This is a genomic window from Alteromonas salexigens (assembly GCF_025628895.1).
GTDB classification, from domain to species: Bacteria; Pseudomonadota; Gammaproteobacteria; order Enterobacterales; family Alteromonadaceae; genus Alteromonas; species Alteromonas salexigens.
Genome location: NZ_JAOTJC010000004.1, coordinates 82205 through 99202, shown reverse-complemented (window position 1 = coordinate 99202; position 16998 = coordinate 82205). Strand labels below are relative to the sequence as shown.

The window sequence follows — 16998 nt, the reverse complement described above, 5'->3', positions numbered from 1 at the left end:
GTTGTATCCTTGCTGATTGGTACCTGATTGCTGGCAGCCAGCACGTTGAAAGATCGCTGCGGCATGGGCAACCGGTTTTATCGTATGTTGCTTTATACACAAAGCGGGCGCGAAACTTTTCCCGCCGTCGCCGGACTGCTATTCTAAGTGCCAGTTGCTACCTGGCCGTGGCAAATACAATAACAATTATTGCGGGAAAGCGCTTGCGTAGTCTTTGGGTACTTATTTCTGAATTAGCAACAAAACGGCATCGTCGCCTGACAGCACTGATGACGTTGTGGCTTTGTTGTGTCCTGTTAATCCCTGCGCCAGCCATAGCGAAGTCGCAGGTGCTGATTATCATTGACGATGTGGGCTACCGCCCATCCGACACACAAACGCTGACGTTACCTACCCCAGTTACCTTGTCGATTCTGCCAGACACGCCGCTGGCCTCTGCGGTGGCCGCCCAGGCTGCCAGGCAGGGACGGGATGTGATGTTGCATTTGCCAATGGAAGCCGACAGTGGTTACAAATTAGGGCCGCTGGCGCTGACGGCGGACATGTATCCCCACACCATTGCCGACACCCTGCGTCAGGCGCTGCGCAGCGTACCCAATGCCAGGGGGATCAACAACCATATGGGCAGCCGTCTTACCCGAGAACGTTTACCTATGCAGGCCCTCATGCAGGCAGTGAAAAAAGAAGGGCTGTTTTTTATTGACAGTCGCACTACACCTGACTCGGTTGCCGCCACTATTGCCGAGAATACCGGCATTCCCACCGCTATCCGCGATGTGTTTCTGGATCATGAACACAGTGAAGCCTTTTTGCAGCAGCAAATGGCATTGCTGGTAAGGATCGCTAAAAAACATGGACTGGGTATTGGCATTGCTCACCCGCACCCGCTCTCTGTGGACTTTTTACGCCGCACCTTGCCGCAGTTAAAGCACCAGGGGGTGGAGCTCATCTCTGTTTCGGACCTGTTTGCACCGGCAACACCATCCCGTTGGGAGCCCGAACCTAAACGTCGTCTGACGCTCGCGCCCCAATAAATACATTAAATTTAATCCAGTCGTTTTGCATTTGAGTATTGATGTTATATTATAACGTTCTGAATTCAACATCGTGCGAGACGCAATGAAAGATATCGAGAACAATCCGGCTACACTCGACCGACTGGGCATATGGATGTCCGGGTTGTGTGCGCTGCATTGTCTGGCATTGCCGGTACTCATTCCGCTGCTGCCAGTAATTAGCTCGGCATTTTTCGCGCAGGTGTGGTTTGAGCGTCTGATCCTCAGCGCTTCATTGCTAATGGGCGCTATCGCGCTATTTTACGGTGCCAGTCGTTATCACGGCCGCTTCTACCCTATGGGACTGTTGGCTCTGGGTGGTGTGATTTACTGGTTCAAGGACATTTTCGGCCATCATTACGAACCGTTCACCATTGCCGTAGGCGCCTTTCTGATTATTGCCGGGCACTGGGTTAATATGCGGCTGTGCCGGCGTTGTAAATGTTGCAGCAGCACGGTGCTGGCCACGCACATTCCGGTGGGCTCAAGCGAGTAGGGCAGTCAGATATATTCACCCAGTGTGGCCCGGGCGATGGCCGGCACATTGGTAAAGATCCCGTCTACGCCCCAGCTTTTCAGCATTAACATGTCTTCGGGCATATCCACGGTATAGACCATCACTTTCAGCCCGGCCTGATGGGCTTCCCTGACATACTCTTCTTCAATCATATCCAGTGTCACATGCAGTGAATAGGCACCCAGTTCGACGGCAAACTGTGGGCCACTAAGCGCATAGTTTGCGGTCAGCGCGCCAATACGCATGGCTGGACGTTGTTGTTTTATCTCGTGCAGCCAACGGTGATTAAACGATGAAATAATAATGTCATCGGTAGTCAGCACACTGTGATGCAGACCTTCGTCGAATTCGCCGAGCCAGCTGGGGACATCATGCAGGTGCTTAATTTCGATATTCATTACGCTGCGGGCGGGAGCCATGGCCAGCACATCACGCAAAAACGGGATGCGCTCGCCCCAGCCTGCGTCCAGGGTACGTAACATTGCCACGGTCTGGTCAGCGACCCGGCCGGTGCCATTCGTGGTGCGGTGCAGCCAGCGATCGTGGAACACCATGATGTCGCGGGCCACCTGATAGGTATCCAGCTCCAGCCCGTGTGCATGTTGGGCAAACGCTTCGTTAAAAGCGCGCAGGGTATTTTCCGGGGCGTCTCTACTCGCTCCGCGGTGCGCCAGAATCAACATCTTCCGCGTCCTTTTTATGCAGTTTTTGGGTATTCATGGTTTCGTAAATCGATGCCGAGGTGACCAGTATGCCGCCGAGCAACGTGCGCCACCCGGGTTGTTCACCCAATAATAGCACTGCCAGCACAACACCGTAGAAAGGTTGCATACAGGCAATCAGTGAAAACGTTTTTGCCCGCAGGTGGGTGAGACAAGCGGCAATCAGGGCGTGGGGTAGCGCGGTAAAGATGCTGCCCAGCAATAACAGCAGCCACCAGGCACTGGGCGGCGCTGATACTAACGCCTCGCTAGCCAGCGGTAACACACAGATACACACAACCAGAATCTGCCAGGCCATGGCTTTGGCACCGGAGTAGTGAGAAAAGTGCTGACGATGTAGGAGGTTACGAAAGGCATACAGGATGGCCGAGATGATGCCGATTATCACGCCCAGGGTAACGTCGTTCGCCAGTGACACTTCCGGCACAATGAAGTAAATGCCCACTAACACCGCGATGGCCGACAGGAAGTCTTGCCACACCAGCCGGATGCGCTCAAAAAACGGCTCGATGAGCACCGTGATCACCGGAAAGGTGAATAGCGCAATCATGCCTACCGACACGCCGGCATACTGCATTGCAGCAAAGTAGGTGACCCAGTGCGCCGCCATCAACACACCCAGCGTAACAGCAATTTTATAGTCGCGGGCCGAGTTCAGCCGCAGTGATGTGCGACTGACGCCCAGAAACAGCAATAACGCTAACAACGCAAACACCGACCGACCCAGCGTGATATCAGTCGCGTTTAACGGAATTATTCTGGAAAATAAGGCCGTTCCGCCCAGCAGAACGACCGTCAGATGGAGCGAAATCAGGCTGCGTTTGACAGGATCCATTTAGGCCTGGTCAGCGCCTGACTTCAGGGTTGCCATGGGCGTGCCCAGGCGGGTCACCTGACCTGGCTCCAGCGGACCAAAGTCCATTAGGTCTTTCTCAAAGCACACTACAATGGTGGAGCCCAGCTTAAAGCGGCCCATTTCTTCGCCTTTCGCCAGCGACACACTGGCTTCGCTGTCTTTTTCATAGCTCCAGTGCTGCACGTTTTTCCCTGCCGGCGGTGTCACCGTGCCAGACCACACGGTTTCGATGCTGGCGACGATTGTCGCACCCACCAATACCATCGCCATACGGCCAACCGGAGTGTCGAAGAACGCCACCACCCGTTCGTTGCGGGCAAACAAACCGGGCACATTTGCGGCGGTTAGCGGATTTACTGAAAACAATTCGCCGGGCACATACACCATGTCCGTCAGAGTGCCGTCTATCGGCATATGAATACGGTGGTAGTCGCGGGGGGCCAGATACACGGTGGCAAAGCGCCCGTCTTTGAAGGGTGCAGCCATTTCAGGTTTGCCGCCCAGCAGGGTGGTCAGGCTGTAGTCGTGGCCTTTAGCCTGAAAAATACTGTCGTGACGAATATCGCCAAACTGGCTCACAGCGCCGTCCACCGCATGCACCAGCACAGACTCATCACTGTCCACTGGTCGCGCTTCGGGCTTCAGGGGGCGGGTAAAAAACTCATTGAACGTGCGGTAGTGTCCCGGATCGGGATACAAGGCTTCATCCATGTTCACATTGTAGTGATGAATAAACCGCTTAATTAGCCAGGTGGTGAAGCTGCCCATTTCTGCCGCAGCCAGCTTTCCAGCCAGACGTGAAATCAAATGCTTGGGTAAAATATATTGTAGGTTTATCTTTAACCAATCCAGCACAAACTATCTCCATTAATCAGACCGGTGAATTGTAACCTATCTCTGACCTTATCCTAGGATTTTCCCATTATGATCAAGCAGAGAATGGCATAAGTGGAATTTGTACGGCTACTGGCGGCGATGCGATTGATCGCCACCTTGTCGTAGACTCAGGGGTGCGGTTGCGCGTGACTGGGACGTTGCTCGTCCATGGCGGCCAGTATTTTGTGGTAACTGGCAAAGCGGGCCGCGCTGATTTTTCCTTCCTCTACCGCTTCACGTAGCAGGCAGCCGGGATCATTAAGGTGTTTACAGTCGCGGAATTTGCAGCCGCCCAGGTAGTCCCGGAATTCGATGAACCCCCAGGTAATGCGTTCGGTGGGCAAATGCCAGAGGGCAAATTCGCGCACCCCCGGCGAGTCAATTAAGTCACCGCCCGCGGGTAAGTGCAGCAATTTTGCCGCCGTTGTGGTGTGCTGACCCAGCCCGGAATTATTGGAAATATCACCAACCTGTTCGTTGGCTTCCGGTAGCACCTGATTAATCAGACTGGACTTGCCTACCCCTGACTGGCCTACAAATACGCTGACTTTGTCATTCAGCTGCGCATTTAAGTCGTCCAGGCCAGTGGCGGTTTTACAGCTGGTGTACAGCACCGTGTAGCCAAGCTTGCGGTAAATGGCCAGCTGCTGGTCCGTGGTGGCCCATTCTTCTGCTGACAATAACTCCACTTTGTTCAGCACAATAATGGGCTGAATGTCGATATCTTCGCAGGCAACCAGATAGCGGTCGATAATATCGAGTGACAGCGCCGGCAACACAGAACTGACAATGATAATCTGGTCGATATTGGCAGCAATGGGTTTTACCCCGTCGTAGAAATCGGGACGGGTCAGCACTGACCGGCGATCGTTTACCACTTCAATAACCCCTGACACGCCGGATTCAGTGTCCTCTCCCCGGCTAAAGAGCACGTCATCGCCACACACTACCGAGTCGATAGTGCGCCGGATATGACAGCGGAAGACCTGCTGATTGTCATCTTCTACATCGGCATGTTTGCCAAAGCGACCGGTTACCCGGCCAGACTCCAGGGCCGACAGGTCAGGGCCCGCGTTAGTCTGGTCCCGCTGCTTTAACCGTTTACTCCGGTTGGCAGCAACCTGGCGCTTCTGGCGGTGGGTTAATTTTGGTTTTTTGGCCACGATTCTCACGAACTTTCACGTATACTGGCGCCATGATACCGTTTGTCAGGCATGCATGCCATGCCTCAATGTGAGGAAGCCCTATGACGAAACACGATTCAAACCTGGTCTGGATAGATATGGAGATGACCGGCCTCGATCCTGAAACCTGTAAAGTGCTGGAAATTGCCACCATAGTGACCGATGCACAGCTCAACGTACTGGCCGAAGGCCCGGTGATTGCCGTACATCAGCCCGATGCCATTCTGGACGGTATGGATGAGTGGTGCACCCGGGTACACGGAGAAAGTGGTCTGACTGCCCGCTGTCGTGAAAGCAACATTGATGAAGCGGAAGCAGCCCGGCTAACCATGGCGTTTCTGGAAAACTACGTGGACGCCGGCAAGTCACCACTGTGCGGCAATACCATCGGCCAGGATCGCCGGTTTATGGTGAAGTACATGCCCGAACTGGAAGCCTACTTCCACTATAGAAGTATTGATGTCAGCACCGTTAAAGAGTTGGTAAAACGCTGGAAGCCCGAAGTTCTGGACGGCTTTACCAAGCAAGGCGTCCATCTTGCCCTGGATGACATCCGGGAATCCATAGCCGAAATGCGCTTCTATCGTGAGAAGGTGTTCACGATTTAGTCGGTCAGGCCAGCATTCATAAAAAAACAGCCGGAAGTGGTTGCGTTACGCCAAGATTTTTGTAAAATGCGCACCACTTCACACGAAGTGCCTTTTTTGCGGGAATAGCTCAGCTGGTAGTGTGCATACCTCGTCACGAAGTGATTGCCAATTTGGCAAGGGTGACGAAAAGCATAACAACCACTGGTGTGAAACCAATAAATTACGCGGGAATAGCTCAGCTGGTAGAGCACAACCTTGCCAAGGTTGGGGTCGCGAGTTCGAATCTCGTTTCCCGCTCCAAATTCTTTTTTGCTTGTTGAAGTATAACAAGTGAAAACAAGGCGAAAGCCTCTCTTCTTATGCGGGAATAGCTCAGCTGGTAGAGCACAACCTTGCCAAGGTTGGGGTCGCGAGTTCGAATCTCGTTTCCCGCTCCAAATTCTCTTTTGTTCGTTGAATAGCAAAAAATGAAAGCATGGCGAAAGCCTCTTTTCTTATGCGTGAATAGCTCAGCTGTTAGTGCACATACCTCGTCACGAAGTGCTGGGTAAGGTTAGACTTCAACCCTTACCCTATGCAGACACTCGCTAGAACAGCAGGGCTTTTAATTCCTGTGCGCCAAACATCACAATTTCGATAGCGATCAGCCATATGATGATCCACTCCAGAAATGAGGAGTGCTTGTGTTTAAGCTCATCAGCAAGCATGTCGAACAGTTCGTGGATCACATTGAGCTTATTCGACAGCAACTCTACCCGTGAACGCATATCCAAATACTTCGCGGTGGCGTTGTAAGCGGACTCAAATTTCGGGTATTCCCAGAAAAACTCCGGCGTATCCAGCAGACCATAATGTAGAAAGATATCACTCTTGGTGCTGAACAAATGGCCACGGATACTGGCAATCTGGCTACGGCGCAAATCAATTTTACCACTGGCTGCCAGCGCTTTTGGTAAATAGGCATACATGGCGATAGTGTCCTGCGCCCGTTGCTCGTAGTCGTTCAGCTTAACCGACTGCGCCAGCGCATGACTGACAGCCAGCCGCTGCAGGCTGGAATTACTCCCGATATCAATCATATCGGTGTGCAAGGTCAGTTCTTTGGCCTCACAGGAAAACCGAAAATGCTCCTGGTGCTGATCTGCAAGGATCGCAGCATTAAGTGTCAGGCGATGTAGCAACGCCAACCGTTCATCTTCATCCACACCCCAGAATACCAGTACACCGTAATCGAACACCCAAGCCTCACCGCCCGGGCAGGGAATGAGCAGGGCATCACGGTAGCGCGTCGCCGTATCGACTGACAGTTGACTATAACTGTCAGACTCTGGCAGAGAGTAGGCCGACAAGCGATTGTTCGAAAATTCCATGGGGGTTCCAGATAAAGAGATCGCGCAGAGTATGCGCTCAGGAATGCAAACCGACTATTGTTTTCAGCGCGAAATAAATTGCTCGTAATGACAATAAAAGCTGATGTATGACAGCCCTCCACACCTGTTTAAACCTAGCCCCGGGGAGAGCTCCGGCGCACTATTTTAGTGCTACTGAACTGCATTGGTTGCAACAACAATGGACGTTTGCTGTCTTCGCAAGCGCGTTAGCAGAGCTGTGAAGGTGGTGGCTTGATGCTGGACAAGACTGAAGTGTGGCGGGTTAAGTGACGGATTACCGTTGAGTTTATTTCAAGCCAGACTATAAACTTACTCTAAAGTCGAATGCGCATGCGGCACAGAAAGTGCTGTACTAGGAAATGCTGACGCGTCACGACTTTACACCGTCTACGCCCTTTAAGCTCGTGCAGCGGTATAATGGCCATGGGGATAGCAGCGAGCCCAACACCAATTACGTAGTCACTGCTCAGAGCGAGGAATACTTTGTCATCGACGTCATATCAGGCAAAGCAATGAGACGCTATCAGGCTTATGCAATATGTATCAGCTAAAGGTTAGTCTGCTGAAGACTAGCTGTTAACACTGTATATTGACAACATACCAGGAATGGAAACGTCAGCATGAAATCAAGGGAAGATTTGCTTACACAAGCCAGGCAGGCCATCAACCAGCGTAACTTTATTGGTGCTCACAAAGCCTGCGTCATGCTCATTCAACACTACGGTGACGATGCTCACGCGTATTTTTTGCTGGGCATTGTGCACATCGAACTGGGCCATATTAACAAAGCTATCCGGCTGCTACAGAAATCCATTAGCCTTGCGCGACGACCCCGAACCTTTGTCTACCTGGCTAAATCCTACGCGCTGAAGGGCGATATGCTGTCTGTGCTGGAGGCGGCTGGCGAGGCACCAGTTGAGCAACTGGATCGCAGTCTCGACCTGGATACCCTGGGGGGAGCATTGAGTCGCGTAGGCGATCACACCCGGGCGCGACCCTATCTCGAAAAAGCCCTTGGCCTGTCTGCGGATAACCCCGCATTTTATTATAACTATGCAGTGTCTTGTAAGTGTGCCGGTGATTTCGAGGCAGCCCGACGCAGTTTTGAGCGGGCCATTGCTCTGAAACCAGACTACTATCAGGCGCACTTTGCGCTGTCAGACCTTGCCGCAGGCCAGTGCGGCGATGCCCGTATTGCCCAGCTTTGCGCGCTGCAAGATACCTTACGCGATCACGTCGAGGCGGGGCTTCACCTTGGACATGCACTGGCGAAAGAATATGAAGCACAAGGCGACTACGGGGCCGCATTCGCTGCCCTTGAACAGGCGAAAGCTCGTAAGCGTAAGCAATTTGCCGGAGCGGGGGCACGTTTCCAGGCGCTCTTTGATTATCTTGAGAAGCCCGCTGCCCCGCGACATTTCAACAGAACAGGCGTAACCAGTGACCGGCCTATATTTGTAGTGGGTATGCCCCGTTCGGGTACTACGCTGGTAGAGCGGATCCTCAGTAGCCACAGCGAGGTGGGATCGGCCGGTGAAATTGAGGATTTTGGCGTGGCCGTGAAAGAGCTGTGTAAAACGTCCTCAAATCAGGTGCTGGATTTAGCAACGCTCACCGCTGCCGAAGCAATCAACCCTGCGCACCTGGGGGAGCGTTATCTGGAACGTACCAGCTACCTGTGCCCGAACAATGCACGGGTGGTCGATAAACTGCCCTTCAATTTTTTCTATATCGGCCTTATTCGTCAGGCATTCCCCAACGCCCGTATTGTATGCATGATGCGTCATCCCATGGATACCTGCATGGGTAACTACCGGCAGCTCTTTTCAGTGAACAGCCCCTATTATGCCTATGCTTACGATCTACGGGAGATTGGTTTGTTCTATCAACGGTTTGCTGGTTTGATGCAAGCCTTGGCGGCACAACATTCTGACCATGTTCGTCTGCAATCATACGAAGCACTGGTCACTCAGCCTGAAAGCGAAGTGCAGGACTTGCTGAATTTCTGCAATCTGAGCTGGCAGCCTCAGTGTTTGCAGGTGGAGAAGAATCCTGCACCTGTGTCTACCGCCAGTAAGGTGCAGGTGAGAGAGCCGATTAACACCCGCTCAATAGGTCGCTGGAAGCACTATGCGCCTTACACACCCGACCTTCAACAGCTGTTGACCAGTGACGAATAAAACTTGCATCGATGCGCGAGCCGCCGTAGGCTAACTGGTCAAACCAGATAGTGGAGTTATTATGTCAACCGCCAACCCGCTGCGCCAGTTCGCACAAAAAGCGCTCTCGTACCCCGACTGGCTAAGCAGCAAATTACTTACCTGGATGTTTCGCTGGAAAGTGAAACTGACGCGTACCGTGGGCCTGGAAATTCTGCATACCGACCTGAAATCGGTGACCTTCCGGCAGAAAAACTATACCCGGGTGCAAAATCATATTGGCAGTGTACATGCAGCAGGTATGGCACTGATGGCTGAATCGGCGACCGGCTTTGTGGTGGGAGTAAATTTGCCTGGCGACAAGTTGCCGTTGATAAAAAGTATGAACCTGCAATATGTTAAGCGGGCTCAGGGAGATATGCAGGCCCATGCCTGGCTGACTGATGAGCAAATTGCCATGATGCAGCAGCAGGACAAAGGCGAGGTTATCGTGCCAGTGACTGTAACAGATGCCCAGCAAATTGAACCTGTGGTATGTGAGATGGTGTGGGCCTGGGTGCCGAAAAAACGGCGCACGTGAGCCGCAAGGCTTACCCACAGCACTCAAAAAGAAGGCCATAGACTGGTCAGGAGTGAAAATAGATCATGAAAACGCGGCCTGATGGCCGTGTTTTTGTTTGACAGATTTTTTAACAGCAACTAAACCCTTTTTGTACGCTCCCGTTTTGGTAGGGAGAGGGTTGTCTGGCGACGTTAATTCCCACCGTCACGGGCAATGGCAAACAAGGAGATACTGTAATGAGTAAGCTCACCCGTGACAGCCTGGTAACCCGGCAATTCAGCGATCCCAAACATTACCCTTATGGCTTTTCGCGCTCTGGCGATTTTTCGATTTCAGAAAGTAAATTGTTACAGCAGTACGGTAGTCTGATTGCTGCTCTGGTAGATGGCAAACTGGCTCCCGAAACCGAGGACGACCATGGCTATCTGGCGGCGGCATTTGGTCAACGGGAACCCCGGAACCCTGTGGAGCGAGTCTGGGTAAAATATCAGCATCGTATTAACCGGCCCAAGATGGCCAGTATTCACGGTTTTAGTAAACCGATAACAACGGAGGATGATGACGTCGAGATGCAAGAGACCGGCGTTGAGATCGATATTGATACCGATTAAGTGTTAATGGCGTGTAAATGAATTTTACGTTTTAAGGTGCTGACTGCCTCAAAATGATATCGCCATCCTAATATTTCAATATATTGGGATATATATCTCACTTTTCTAAGATTTGCTGTTTTATCTTCCTATTTCCTTCGATATAGTCCGATTAAGGTTAAGAGCCGCCAATCCCCCTCAGAAACAGGAGATTTGACTGTGAAGATGATGTCAGGCGCCGCCATGGTGGTTGAGGCGTTGAAAGATGTAGGAGTGACCCATGTGTTCGGCTACCCGGGTGGTGCCGTACTGGACATTTATGATGCGTTGTTTGCGCAGGATGATGTCAAGCATGTCCTCGTACGTCACGAACAGGCGGCTGCACACATGGCAGACGGGTACGCACGTTCAACTGGCAAAACCGGCACAGTACTTGTTACCTCGGGCCCGGGTGCGACCAACACCATTACTGGCATTGCCACAGCTTACATGGATTCAATCCCGATGGTGGTGCTCTCCGGGCAGGTGCCGTCGATGCACATTGGCGAAGATGCGTTTCAGGAAACCGATATGGTGGGGTGCTCGCGGCCCATCGTAAAACACAGCTTTCTGGTTAAGCGCGCGGTAGACATTCCGGAAGCCATTGCTAAAGCCTATTATATCGCCAATACCGGCCGGCCAGGCCCGGTGGTGGTCGACTTGCCTAAAGACTTAGTCAATGTGGCTGACGAACATCCGTATGTGTTCCCGGCGGATGTTACTATGCGCTCTTACAACCCCACTCAGAAAGGGCACCCCAAGCAAATCAAAAAAGCCGTGGATGCGCTGATGCGTGCCGAACGGCCGGTATTGTATGTCGGCGGGGGAGCCATTGCCTGTGATGCTTCAGCGAAAGTCATCGAACTGGCCGAAGCCTTGTTTTCGCCAGTGACCTGCACGCTGATGGGGCTGGGGGCGTTCCCGGGCACCCATGACCAGTTTGTCGGCATGCTGGGCATGCACGGCACCCTGGAAGCCAACAAAACCATGCATAACGCCGACTGTATTCTGGCGTTGGGCGCCCGTTTTGATGATCGGGTGACCAATAATGTAGATAAATTCTGTCCTCACGCGGACATTATTCATGTGGATATCGATCCTGCCTCCATTTCGAAAACCGTCAACGCGCATATTCCGGTGGTAGGCTCGGTGGATAAAGTGCTGGACCAGCTGCTGGGACAGGTGAAGAAGCACGATCTCAGTCGGCAGCAGCAGAAGTTAGACGACTGGTGGCAGCAAATTGGTCAGTGGCGGGCGGTGAAATGTCTCAACTATGAACAGGGCGATACAGTAATTAAGCCCCAGCGGGTAATTCAGGCGCTGTACCAACACACCCGCGGTGAGGCCTTTGTCAGCTCAGATGTGGGGCAGCACCAGATGTTTGCCGCCTTGTATTATCCGTATGCTAAGCCTCGCCAATGGATCAATTCCGGTGGCCTGGGTACTATGGGTTTCGGCTTACCTGCGGCAATGGGCGTGCAGGTGGCCCATCCTGAGGCCACCTCGGTAGTAGTAACCGGTGATGGCAGTATTCAAATGAATATTCAGGAGTTGTCCACCTGCCTGCAATACAACTTGCCGGTGAAAATTATTTCTCTGAATAACCGCGCGCTGGGCATGGTTCGCCAGTGGCAGGATATGATCTACAAAGGCCGTCACTCCCACTCCTATATGGAATCGATGCCCGACTTCGTTAAACTGGCCGAGGCCTACGGTCACATTGGCATACGTGTCGACTCCCTCGACCAGCTGGATGACGCCATGGCGGAATGCTTTAGCCACAAAGACCGGCTGGTATTTATGGATGTCCGCATCGACCAGAACGAACATGTTTACCCTATGCAAATTAAATACGGTGCCATGGACGACATGCGCCTGAGTAAGACGGAGCGAACCTGATGAAACGTATTATTTCAGTATTGATGGAAAACGCCCCCGGTGCCCTGTCTCGCATAGTAGGCGTATTCTCCCAGCGCGGCTATAACGTCGACTCGTTGTGCGTGGCTCCCACGGATGATCCCAGCCTGTCACGGCTTACCATTATTACTCACGGTAACGACAAAATTATTGAGCAAATCACCAAGCAGGTAAATAAGCTCATAGATGTACTGAAAATCGTGGATTTAACGGAAGGGGCGCATGTTGAGCGTGAACTGATGTTGATTAAAGTGGCGACCCGCAGTGAAGCCATCCGCTCTGAAGTAAAGCGCAATTCGGACATCTTTCGGGCGCGGATCGTGGATGTGAATGCGGCCAATTATACCATTGAAATCACCGGCACCTCCGACAAACTCGACGCCTTTGCCACCACTATGGCGCAGTGCGCGGAAATTATTGAGTCATCCCGGACCGGCGTATGTGGTCTGGCACGTGGTGAGCGGGCGTTACGCCCCTGATACACGCACAGGGGCGGGCTCCCGCCCCTTTATTTTGTCATCGCGGTAACCTTCGCGACGGCGCTAGCCGGGCATGCTAAGTATGTTTTTCCCCAACTGAGTATCCATGTACGTAGCAGTGACAAAGATCAAAAGTACGATCAGGTATTGTCACCATAGAAAGCTTCTACCCGCAGCGCCACGCCATAAGAGGGCTTAAAGCCTTCATCGCGTAGCCACAGTACGAAGGGCTCTACTTCGAAATACAGCCAGTCGCGGGTGGGGTTGGTGCGCCAGCGCATGCTGGTGTATACCTCTTCGACACGATAATTAGGTTGGCTATAACCTTCTACCAGCACGCTGTACACCAGCGCATTATGGGTATCAATGGGCTGCAGTTGCTGTAACTCGTGGCGCCACAACCAGTCGTTACTTTCATCACGAAAGTAAAACCTGTGGTTAAACCGCATGACGTGGTCCTCAGGGCTAATATACTGCAGCGAGGAACCCAGTTCGGCGCCGAGTCTGTCCCGGGTGTAGTAATACAGCTCGGTGTCGTAGCGCAACGCCCACCGCGAACTGATCCCCCACACGTTTTCATACTGGCTTTTTACGTACAATTGGTCGCGGCGACCAGCACCTATGCGGTGGGAAAAGTGAGAGTCGATATCCCGTCGGAAACGTAACGACAGAGTGGTCGAATCGCCACCCCGAAAAGCCGGGTCACGGGCCGCTTTAATATTGTTGTCCCGTTGATAGTCTTCGTTATCGCTCAGCATAAGGTCTACACGGTTTTTAAGCGACGGCAGCTTAACCCGAATCCGGAAGCGCAGGTCGGTATCTGCGATGTCACGGCTGCGGGGTTCCCAGCTTAACCGGATACGGCCTTCGGCCCTGGCATCCTCATACATAGTGCTGTTATCCAGCGCAAAAAAACTGTCCAATTGCTGGACGGTATAGTCCATAGAGTCGGTGAGATTATCCTGCCAGCGATCAAGCCAGTGGCCCTTGGGTTGGGTAGATTCCACAGGCGGGCGAACCACAGCATGCAGCGGCGAGTCTGAGGGACTGAGGAATGGCGAGTGAGGCGCCATCAAGCCCGTACAAAAAACCAGATACAGACACGACATAATGTAGTGTTACCACCTATCCTTGTTCGCTGATTTCGCGTGCGTCATCCAAGCTGGCGACACGCCCTTGTAAGAATGGCATTACCATAGCATGGCGGCACAGACTTGCCACACTAATCTGCCAAGCAAGATGTTTGCCGCCTTGTGTCCCGCAGCCCACGGTTGCTACGTTTGCCAGGGCGTCACGTTTATACACAGATTATGGCAATATCTACAATATTGTGGTGAAAGCTGTCAGTCGCGGTGGCATACTGGGGCTATTGAAGTAAGGGAGAGTTTTTATGGGTGGCATAAGCATTTGGCAGCTGCTGATTATTTTGGTTATTGTAGTTTTGCTGTTCGGCACCAAGCGCCTGAAAAGTATTGGTTCTGACTTAGGTGGCGCAGTAAAAGGCTTTAAGAAAGCCGTGACTGACGAAGAACAGGATGCTGATTTCAAAGACCCTAAAAAGGTAGAAGAAAAGCAAACTGCTGAGCCCGTCAACGCTGACACCAAGAGCGAAACAAAAGATAAATCCTGATGTTTGACATTGGCTTCTGGGAGCTACTGGTCATCGGCGTGCTGGCACTGTTAATTCTGGGGCCGGAGCGCCTGCCTGGTGCAATGCGCTCCACAATCAAAACCATTCGCAGCGTGCGCAACACGGCGTCCGGCTTCAAGCAGGAAATGGAACACCAGCTGCGTGTTCACGAGTTGCATGAAAACCTGAAAAAAGCTGAGCAGCAGGGGCTGACGGATCTGTCACCCGAGCTTAAAGAGAGCGTAGACGAGCTCAAGGATGCCGCCAAATCTGTTCAGCAACCCTATAAAAAAGATTAAATGTCCGATCCAAACAGCCTGATATCTCATCTGATAGAACTTCGTAGCCGCATCCTCAAGGCGCTGGCCAGTGTGCTGGTGGTGTTTGCTTGCCTGGCGTATTTCGCTAACGACCTGTACCAGCTTCTGGCGATGCCGTTACTGCGTTCGTTGCCCGAGAATGCCACCATGATCGCCACGGATGTGGCGTCGCCGTTTTTCGCACCGTTTAAACTCACGTTAGTGTTGTCGTTCTTCCTTGCCATCCCTTATGTGCTGTACCAGGTGTGGGGTTTTATTGCCCCGGGCTTATACCGCAATGAGAAAAAGCTGGTGGCGCCGTTACTGTTATCCAGCACACTGTTATTTTATGCCGGCATGGCCTTCGCTTACTTTGTGGTATTCCCTATAGCCTTTGCATTTTTCAATAGTGTGGCGCCGGAAGGGGTGACGGTGAGCACCGATATCTCCAGTTACCTGAACTTTGTACTGAAACTGTTTTTTGCTTTTGGTGTCTCATTTGAAATCCCGATTGCCATCATTCTGTTGTGCTGGACCGGGGTGACCGACGCTAAAACGCTGCGCCAGAAACGTCCCTATGTGGTGGTGGGCGCGTTTGTGGTGGGAATGTTACTTACGCCGCCAGATGTGATTTCGCAAACTCTGTTAGCGATCCCCATGTGGCTGTTATTTGAAGTAGGCGTCATCGTGGGCGGCTTGTATGCCGGTACCCGGGATGAAGACCTGGATGAAGACGAGCCAGAGCCGTCTTCGCCCGGCTCCACGCCTGATAAGAAATAAAAAAGGACAATTCATGAAGTACCGTGTTGCTATTCTGTGTGCCGGAATGATGGGGCTGGCCGCACTGCCGGCGCAAGCTGAAACCCTGGCCGGTGCGTTAAAGAAATGCAAGGCCGAGGACAACAGTCTCCAACGCCTGGTATGTTACGACCGCGTAGTCAAAAACATGCAACAATACAGCGGCCTGGATGAGGCGGTTAAGCAAGGTTACACCGTTCCTTCGGCCAGCAGTAACGCCACGACGGCGTCAAAGGCTGCGCCGGTGCCGGCGAAGCCTGCACAGAACGCGTCAGCGCCAAAGGACACCGAATTTGGTCTGGAACATAAAGAAAACCAAGAAGCTTTGCCGCAAACAATGACTGCCAGCGTCAGCAAAGCGGAGAAAACCGCCCGTGGTCAGTACCTCATCACATTGGATAACGGCACGGTATGGCGGCAAACGGATAATGAGCGCTACCGCATTAAAACCGGTGAAACGGTCACCATTGAGCGCGGTATGCTGGGCGCGTTTTATCTGTCCAAAGCAGAGGCTAACCGCCGTATCAAGGTAAGGCGTGTGGATTAAATGCAGTGGTTCGACGCCGGTGTAAACCTGCTGGACAGGCGCTTTGACGCCGACGCAGTGCTTGCCGAAGCTCGCGAAGCGGGCGTGAAGCGGATTTGCATGATCACCACACATCCGGACGAGTGGGAAGCGGCAGCGAGCTTGTATGCTGCACACCCGCAGCAGCTTTGCTATACCGTGGGGGTTCATCCGCATAATGCCAAAGACGTCCGGCCCGAACACTATACACAGCTGCGCAGCGTTGCTGCTGCCCCCGGGGTGGTGGCCATTGGCGAATGCGGGCTCGACTTTAACCGCAATTTCTCGCCGCCCAATGTTCAGCGCGAGGTATTTCGGGAACAACTGAAGCTGGCGGTGGCGCTGGGATTGCCTGTGTACCTGCATGAACGTGATGCATTTGCTGACCAGCAGACGATACTGAATGAATTTGCAGCCGACCTTTCCGGCGGCCTTGCCCATTGTTTTACCGGTGACCAGGCTACTATGCAAGCCTACCTTGATATGGGCCTGCACATCGGGATCACGGGCTGGGTATGCGATCCCAAGCGCGGTGAGTCGTTACGTGAAGCGGTGAAAGCCCTGCCACTAGACCGATTAATTCTGGAAACCGATGCCCCTTACCTGTTTCCCAAGAGCTTGCGCCCCCGTAAACGCAACAATACCCCGGCTACGTTGCCACACATTGCTACGCAACTTGCTGAATTACTCGAAAGTTCCACTGCAGAACTCAGTAACACCAGTTATGCTAATAGCTGTGACTTATTCGGATTGAAGCGATAGAGACTGC

The 16998-nt window shown here is 52.6% G+C and carries 19 protein-coding genes and 2 tRNA genes; 15 read left to right on the top strand and 6 right to left on the bottom strand.

The features are described 5' to 3' along the window. The first annotated feature begins 203 nt into the window (after positions 1 to 203). Both OCL06_RS01585 and OCL06_RS01580 read left to right on the top strand, forming a co-directional pair. Complete coding sequence (locus tag OCL06_RS01585) at positions 204 to 1034, top strand: divergent polysaccharide deacetylase family protein (RefSeq protein ID WP_262991988.1); 831 nt, start codon at positions 204 to 206, stop codon at positions 1032 to 1034. Positions 1035 to 1119: 85 nt separating this feature from the next. Next, positions 1120 to 1551 (top strand): MerC domain-containing protein, encoded by a 432-nt coding sequence (locus OCL06_RS01580; protein ID WP_262991987.1) that lies wholly within the window; start codon positions 1120 to 1122, stop codon positions 1549 to 1551. A gap of 5 nt (positions 1552 to 1556) precedes the next feature. Here the strand turns inward: OCL06_RS01580 and OCL06_RS01575 are convergent, their stop codons facing one another. The 4 genes from OCL06_RS01575 to rsgA form a co-directional block, all read right to left on the bottom strand. Beyond that, positions 1557 to 2255, bottom strand: coding sequence for a glycerophosphodiester phosphodiesterase (locus OCL06_RS01575; protein ID WP_262991986.1), 699 nt, complete (start codon positions 2253 to 2255; stop codon positions 1557 to 1559). Continuing rightward, positions 2224 to 3129 carry a DMT family transporter gene (locus OCL06_RS01570; protein WP_262991985.1) on the bottom strand — a complete coding sequence of 302 codons (906 nt, stop codon included), beginning with the start codon at positions 3127 to 3129 and terminating at the stop codon, positions 2224 to 2226. Before OCL06_RS01570 ends, OCL06_RS01575 begins: the two co-directional genes overlap by 32 nt. Continuing rightward, positions 3130 to 4005, bottom strand: coding sequence for an archaetidylserine decarboxylase (gene asd, locus OCL06_RS01565; RefSeq protein ID WP_262991984.1), 876 nt, complete (start codon positions 4003 to 4005; stop codon positions 3130 to 3132). Positions 4006 to 4154: 149 nt separating this feature from the next. Beyond that, positions 4155 to 5189, bottom strand: coding sequence for a small ribosomal subunit biogenesis GTPase RsgA (gene rsgA / locus OCL06_RS01560; protein WP_262991983.1), 1035 nt, complete (start codon positions 5187 to 5189; stop codon positions 4155 to 4157). 83 nt (positions 5190 to 5272) lie between these two features. On the opposite strand from rsgA, the gene orn reads away from it, so the two are divergent. The 3 genes from orn (at position 5273) to OCL06_RS01545 (ending at position 6237) form a co-directional block, all read left to right on the top strand. Then, entirely contained in the window at positions 5273 to 5818 is a 546-nt protein-coding gene (gene orn / locus OCL06_RS01555; protein WP_262991982.1) for an oligoribonuclease, read from the top strand. Between the two features lie 206 nt (positions 5819 to 6024). Beyond that, positions 6025 to 6100 (top strand) — tRNA-Gly (locus OCL06_RS01550). 61 nt (positions 6101 to 6161) lie between these two features. Continuing rightward, positions 6162 to 6237 (top strand) — tRNA-Gly (locus OCL06_RS01545). Positions 6238 to 6387: 150 nt separating this feature from the next. On the opposite strand, the gene OCL06_RS01540 is transcribed toward OCL06_RS01545, so the two are convergent. Then, complete coding sequence (locus OCL06_RS01540) at positions 6388 to 7170, bottom strand: RMD1 family protein (RefSeq protein ID WP_262991981.1); 783 nt, start codon at positions 7168 to 7170, stop codon at positions 6388 to 6390. A gap of 641 nt (positions 7171 to 7811) precedes the next feature. On the opposite strand from OCL06_RS01540, the gene OCL06_RS01535 reads away from it, so the two are divergent. The 5 genes from OCL06_RS01535 to ilvN all read left to right on the top strand — a co-directional run bounded on the left by OCL06_RS01535 (position 7812) and on the right by ilvN (position 12937). Continuing rightward, positions 7812 to 9371, top strand: a complete 1560-nt coding sequence (locus OCL06_RS01535; RefSeq protein ID WP_262991980.1) for a tetratricopeptide repeat-containing sulfotransferase family protein — start codon at positions 7812 to 7814, stop codon at positions 9369 to 9371. Between the two features lie 61 nt (positions 9372 to 9432). Next, the gene (locus OCL06_RS01530) at positions 9433 to 9930 is read left to right on the top strand and encodes a DUF4442 domain-containing protein (RefSeq protein WP_262991979.1); all 498 of its coding nucleotides are present in this window, start codon (positions 9433 to 9435) and stop codon (positions 9928 to 9930) included. 218 nt (positions 9931 to 10148) lie between these two features. Further along, positions 10149 to 10523, top strand: a complete 375-nt coding sequence (locus tag OCL06_RS01525) for a MaoP family protein (RefSeq protein ID WP_262991978.1) — start codon at positions 10149 to 10151, stop codon at positions 10521 to 10523. Between the two features lie 198 nt (positions 10524 to 10721). Next, positions 10722 to 12440: an acetolactate synthase 3 large subunit gene (locus OCL06_RS01520; protein WP_262991977.1), complete on the top strand. Its 1719-nt coding sequence runs from the start codon at positions 10722 to 10724 to the stop codon at positions 12438 to 12440. After that, positions 12440 to 12937, top strand: coding sequence for an acetolactate synthase small subunit (gene ilvN, locus OCL06_RS01515; protein ID WP_262991976.1), 498 nt, complete (start codon positions 12440 to 12442; stop codon positions 12935 to 12937). Before OCL06_RS01520 ends, ilvN begins: the two co-directional genes overlap by 1 nt. A 140-nt stretch (positions 12938 to 13077) precedes the next feature. Here ilvN and OCL06_RS01510 read toward each other — a convergent pair whose 3' ends face one another. After that, positions 13078 to 14046 carry a hypothetical protein gene (locus OCL06_RS01510; RefSeq protein ID WP_262991975.1) on the bottom strand — a complete coding sequence of 323 codons (969 nt, stop codon included), beginning with the start codon at positions 14044 to 14046 and terminating at the stop codon, positions 13078 to 13080. 281 nt (positions 14047 to 14327) lie between these two features. Here OCL06_RS01510 and tatA point away from each other — a divergent pair, with 281 nt between their 5' ends. The 5 genes from tatA to OCL06_RS01485 are packed head-to-tail and all read left to right on the top strand — an operon-like array spanning position 14328 to position 16991. Further along, positions 14328 to 14567, top strand: coding sequence for a Sec-independent protein translocase subunit TatA (gene tatA / locus OCL06_RS01505; RefSeq protein ID WP_262991974.1), 240 nt, complete (start codon positions 14328 to 14330; stop codon positions 14565 to 14567). Further along, positions 14567 to 14866, top strand: a complete 300-nt coding sequence (tatB, locus tag OCL06_RS01500) for a Sec-independent protein translocase protein TatB (protein ID WP_262991973.1) — start codon at positions 14567 to 14569, stop codon at positions 14864 to 14866. Before tatA ends, tatB begins: the two co-directional genes overlap by 1 nt. Beyond that, a complete protein-coding gene (gene tatC / locus OCL06_RS01495; RefSeq protein WP_262991972.1) occupies positions 14867 to 15646 on the top strand; it encodes a twin-arginine translocase subunit TatC in 780 nt (259 codons plus the stop codon). 13 nt (positions 15647 to 15659) lie between these two features. Then, a complete protein-coding gene (locus OCL06_RS01490; RefSeq protein WP_262991971.1) occupies positions 15660 to 16211 on the top strand; it encodes a hypothetical protein in 552 nt (183 codons plus the stop codon). Beyond that, entirely contained in the window at positions 16212 to 16991 is a 780-nt protein-coding gene (locus OCL06_RS01485) for a TatD family hydrolase (RefSeq protein WP_262991970.1), read from the top strand. It abuts the gene before it with no gap. Positions 16992 to 16998 lie beyond the last annotated feature (7 nt).